5 protein-coding genes are annotated in these 3,635 nt (G+C 71.8%); 4 read left to right on the forward strand and 1 reads right to left on the reverse strand.

Going from position 1 to position 3,635, the window contains the following annotated elements; translation table 11 throughout:
- Together VFF46_RS28915 and VFF46_RS28920 are read left to right on the forward strand one after the other, a co-directional pair.
- Positions 1 to 754 (forward strand): NUDIX hydrolase (locus tag VFF46_RS28915; protein WP_325040384.1); only part of this gene is annotated, 754 nt, incomplete at its 5' end.
- Positions 751 to 1,518 (forward strand): MBL fold metallo-hydrolase, encoded by a 768-nt coding sequence (locus tag VFF46_RS28920; RefSeq protein WP_325040385.1) that lies wholly within the window; start codon positions 751 to 753, stop codon positions 1,516 to 1,518. The genes VFF46_RS28915 and VFF46_RS28920, both read left to right, overlap by 4 nt.
- On the opposite strand, the gene VFF46_RS28925 is transcribed toward VFF46_RS28920, so the two are convergent.
- Positions 1,515 to 2,192, reverse strand: a complete 678-nt coding sequence (locus VFF46_RS28925) for a Crp/Fnr family transcriptional regulator (RefSeq protein ID WP_325040386.1) — start codon at positions 2,190 to 2,192, stop codon at positions 1,515 to 1,517. The genes VFF46_RS28920 and VFF46_RS28925 overlap by 4 nt on opposite strands.
- A 134-nt stretch (positions 2,193 to 2,326) precedes the next feature.
- Here VFF46_RS28925 and nth point away from each other — a divergent pair, with 134 nt between their 5' ends.
- Positions 2,327 to 3,091 carry an endonuclease III gene (nth, locus tag VFF46_RS28930; RefSeq protein ID WP_325040387.1) on the forward strand — a complete coding sequence of 255 codons (765 nt, stop codon included), beginning with the start codon at positions 2,327 to 2,329 and terminating at the stop codon, positions 3,089 to 3,091.
- On the forward strand, positions 3,088 to 3,635 hold a 548-nt coding region (locus tag VFF46_RS28935; protein ID WP_325040388.1), incomplete at its 3' end, for a TlpA disulfide reductase family protein. The genes nth and VFF46_RS28935, both read left to right, overlap by 4 nt.

Consider the following 3,635-nt stretch of genomic DNA (forward strand, 5'->3'; position numbering starts at 1 on the left):
CGCCCGTACGCCGGCCTCCGCCCGCCCCGCGGCCACCGTGATCCTCGTGCGGGATGCCCCGCTGGAGGTCTACCTGCTGCGCAGGCAGCGGACGATGGCGTTCGCGGCGGGGATGACGGTGTTTCCGGGTGGGCGGGTCGACCCGACCGACTCGACGGTGGCGGACTCCTGGTTCGGGCCTTCGCCTGACTGGTTCGCCGAGCGGCTCGGGTGTTCGGCGGAGGCGGCTGCGGCGTACGTCGCGGCCGCAGTGCGGGAGACGTTCGAGGAGTCCGGTGTACTGCTGGCCGGCCCGACCCCCGACGCCGTGGTCGCGGACACCACCGGTGACGATTGGGAGGCGGACCGGGTCGCACTGGAGACGCGCGAGCTCGGGTTCGCCGACTTCCTGCATCGGCGCCGGCTGCTGCTCCGGGCGGACCTGCTCGGACCGTGGGCGCACTGGATCACCCCGGAGTTCGAGCCCAAGCGGTACGACACCGCGTTCTTCGTCGCCGCCCTCCCCGCCGGGCAGGTCACCCGGGACGTGACCAGCGAGTCCGACCAGGTCACCTGGATCCGCCCGGCGGACGCGGTGACCGCCGTCGACGCCGGCGAGATGCTGATGCTGCCCCCGACGTACGTCTGCTGCCACGACCTCGCGCGGTACGGCGACGTACCGGCGACCCTGGCCGCGGCCGGCGAGCGTGAGATCCGGGCGATCATGCCCACGGTGCGCGTCGACGGCGACCAGGCCTATCTGGAGACCTCATGAAAGTCACCGACCACGCCACCCTGATCCGCGCCGCGAACCCCGGCCCGATGACGCTGGACGGCACCAACACCTGGATCCTGCGCGCCCCCGGCGCCGAGCAGTCCGTGGTCGTCGACCCCGGCCCGATGCTCGAGGACCACCTCCGCGCGGTCCTCGACGAGGCCGGCCCGGTCGCCGTCGTACTGCTCACCCACAAGCACCTCGACCACTCCGAGGGCGCCGCCTGGTTCGCGAACCAGGCGGGCTGCGGCGTACGCGCCGTCGACCCCGAGTTCCGGATCCCCACCGACCACGCGCACGGCCTCGCGGAGGGCGACATCATCACGGCCGGCGACCTGCGCGTCGAGGTTCTCCCGACGCCCGGTCACACCCTCGACTCGGTCTGTTTCTGGCTCCCGCAGGACGGCTCGCTGCTCACCGGCGACACCGTCCTCGGCCGCGGCACGTCGGTGGTCGCGTACCCGGACGGCGCCCTCGGCCCGTACCTGGACTCCCTCGACCGCCTCCGCGCCTTCGCCAACTCCCCGGCCGACGTACTGCGGATCCTCCCCGGCCACGGCCCCGTCGTCGACGACCCCGCCGACGTCCTGACGTACTACCTCAGTCACCGCCAGGACCGCCTCAACCAGGTCCGCGCCGCCCTCACCGAAGGCCACACCACCCCCGAGGCGATCGTCGCCCACGTCTACGCCGACGTCGACAAATCCCTCTGGCCCGCCGCCGAACTCTCGGTACGGGCCCAGCTGGACTACCTGAACGGTTAGCGCGCGCGGCGCTGGAGGCGGTCTACGTCGAGGAGGACCACGGAGCGGGGCTCGAGGCGGACCCAGCCGCGGGAGGCGAAGTCGGCGAGGGCCTTGTTGACGGTCTCGCGGGAGGCGCCGACCAGCTGGGCGAGCTCCTCCTGGGTGAGGTCGTGGTGCACGTGGACGCCGTCGTCGGCGGTCCGGCCGAAGCGGCTGGCGAGGTCCAGGAGCGCCTTCGCGACCCGGCCCGGTACGTCGGAGAACACCAGGTCGGCGACCACGTCGGAGACCTTGCGGAGCCGGGACGCCAGCTGCAGGAGCAGGCCGCGGGCGACCGCGGGACGGCCGTCGAGCCAGCGCAGCAGCTCGTCGTGGGTCAGCGACATCAGCGTCGCATCGGTGACCGCGGTGACGGTCGCGGACCGCGGCCCGGGGTCGAACAGCGACAGCTCGCCGAACATCTGGCCGGGCCCGAGGACCGCGATCAGGTTCTCCCGGCCGTCGGCGGAGGTACGGCCGAGCTTGACCTTGCCCTCGACCACAATGAACAGCCGGTCACCGGAATCGCCCTCGTGGAACAGCACCTGGCCGCGGCGCAGCCGGCTCTCGGTCATCGAGGCGGCCAGCGCGTCGGCGGCCTCGTCGTCGAGCTGACTGAACAGCGGTGCCTGTCGGAGCACTGCGGCATCCACTTTTGGCCTCCTAGGACCTTCGACCACGACTCCGGACGTGGGATCCGCCACGTCCGTCGACCGATATGTGTACACCCGGTCGCCACAAAACCGTAGCTCCTCGGGTGTCGGCGCCGCCACGTAGGCTTGCCTCCATGCCATCCCCGCGTGTCGCGGAACCCCTCCCGGCGGTCCCGCTGAAGCTGCCCCGCAAGGCTCCTGTGTACGTCGACGAGACCCCCACCCAGCTGGTCCGCCGGGCCCGGAAGATGCACAAGGTGCTGACCGAGACGTACCCCGACGCGCACTGCGAGCTGGACTTCACCACCCCGCTCGAGCTGCTGGTGGCGACCATCCTCTCGGCGCAGACCACCGACGTCACGGTGAACAAGGTGACCCCGACACTGTTCGCGAAGTACCCGACCGCGCAGGCGTACGCCGAGGCCGACCGGGACGAGCTGGAGACGATCCTGAAGCCGACCGGCTTCTTCCGGGCGAAGACGAACAGCGTGATGAAGCTCGGCCAGGCGCTGGTCGACGACTACGACGGCGTCGTGCCGGGCAAGCTCGAGGAGCTCGTGAAGCTGCCCGGCACCGGGCGGAAGACCGCGAACGTGGTGCTCGGGAACGCGTTCGGCGTGCCCGGGATCACCGTCGACACGCACTTCGGGCGGCTGGTCCGCCGGTTCGGGTGGACCGCCGAGGAGGATCCGGTCAAGGTCGAGCACATCATCGGCGACCTGTTCCCGAAGAAGGACTGGACGATGCTGTCGCACCGCCTGATCTTCCACGGCCGCCGCCGCTGCCACGCGAAGAAGCCGGCCTGCGGCGCCTGCCCGATCGCCCAGTGGTGCCCGTCCTACGGCGCCGGCCCCACCGACCCTGAGGCCGCGTCGAAGCTGGTGAAGACCCCGGCATGAGTCCACGCAACGGCCCGCAGTCCCATACCCGGCGACCGCTCCGCGGAGCAGGTGTGGGTACGCCGCAACGCGGCGCGCGAACGCTCCGCGCGTGGCTGGGTGGTGCGGGCCGCGGGCTCCGGTTGGGCGCCGCGTGGTGGGTGCCGGTCGTGATGGTCGGGGTCCTGGCGGGGTGTGGGTCTCAGCAGGCCGACGGGGCGGCCAAGCCGCCTGTGAAGGTGGCCGGGGCGGATCAGTTGGCAGCTTGTCCGGCGACTCCTTCGAAGCCCGCCGTCGGCGACGGGCTGCCGGATGTCAGCCTGCCGTGTCTGGGGGACGGGCCGGACATCCGGCTGGCGGACCTCCGCGGCCCGCTCGTGCTCAACGTCTGGGCCCAGTGGTGCGGCCCCTGCCGCGAGGAAGCGCCGTACCTCGCGAAGCTGGCGAAGTCCGGCAAGGTCAGCATGCTCGGAATCGACTACGACGACCCGCGCCCGGAGCTGGCGGTCAAGTTCGCCGTCGCGGAAGGCCTCGCCTACCCGCACCTCAAGGACCAGGACAAGTC

Origin of the sequence: Kribbella sp. (assembly GCF_035655035.1) — a bacterium.
Lineage (GTDB): Bacteria > Actinomycetota > Actinomycetes > Propionibacteriales > Kribbellaceae > Kribbella.

Coding starts and splice junctions, on each gene's coding strand:
- VFF46_RS28920 (WP_325040385.1), top strand. CDS start 751: ATGAAAGTCACCGACCACGCCACCCTGATCCGCGCCGCGAACCCCGGC.
- nth (WP_325040387.1), top strand. CDS start 2,327: ATGCCATCCCCGCGTGTCGCGGAACCCCTCCCGGCGGTCCCGCTGAAG.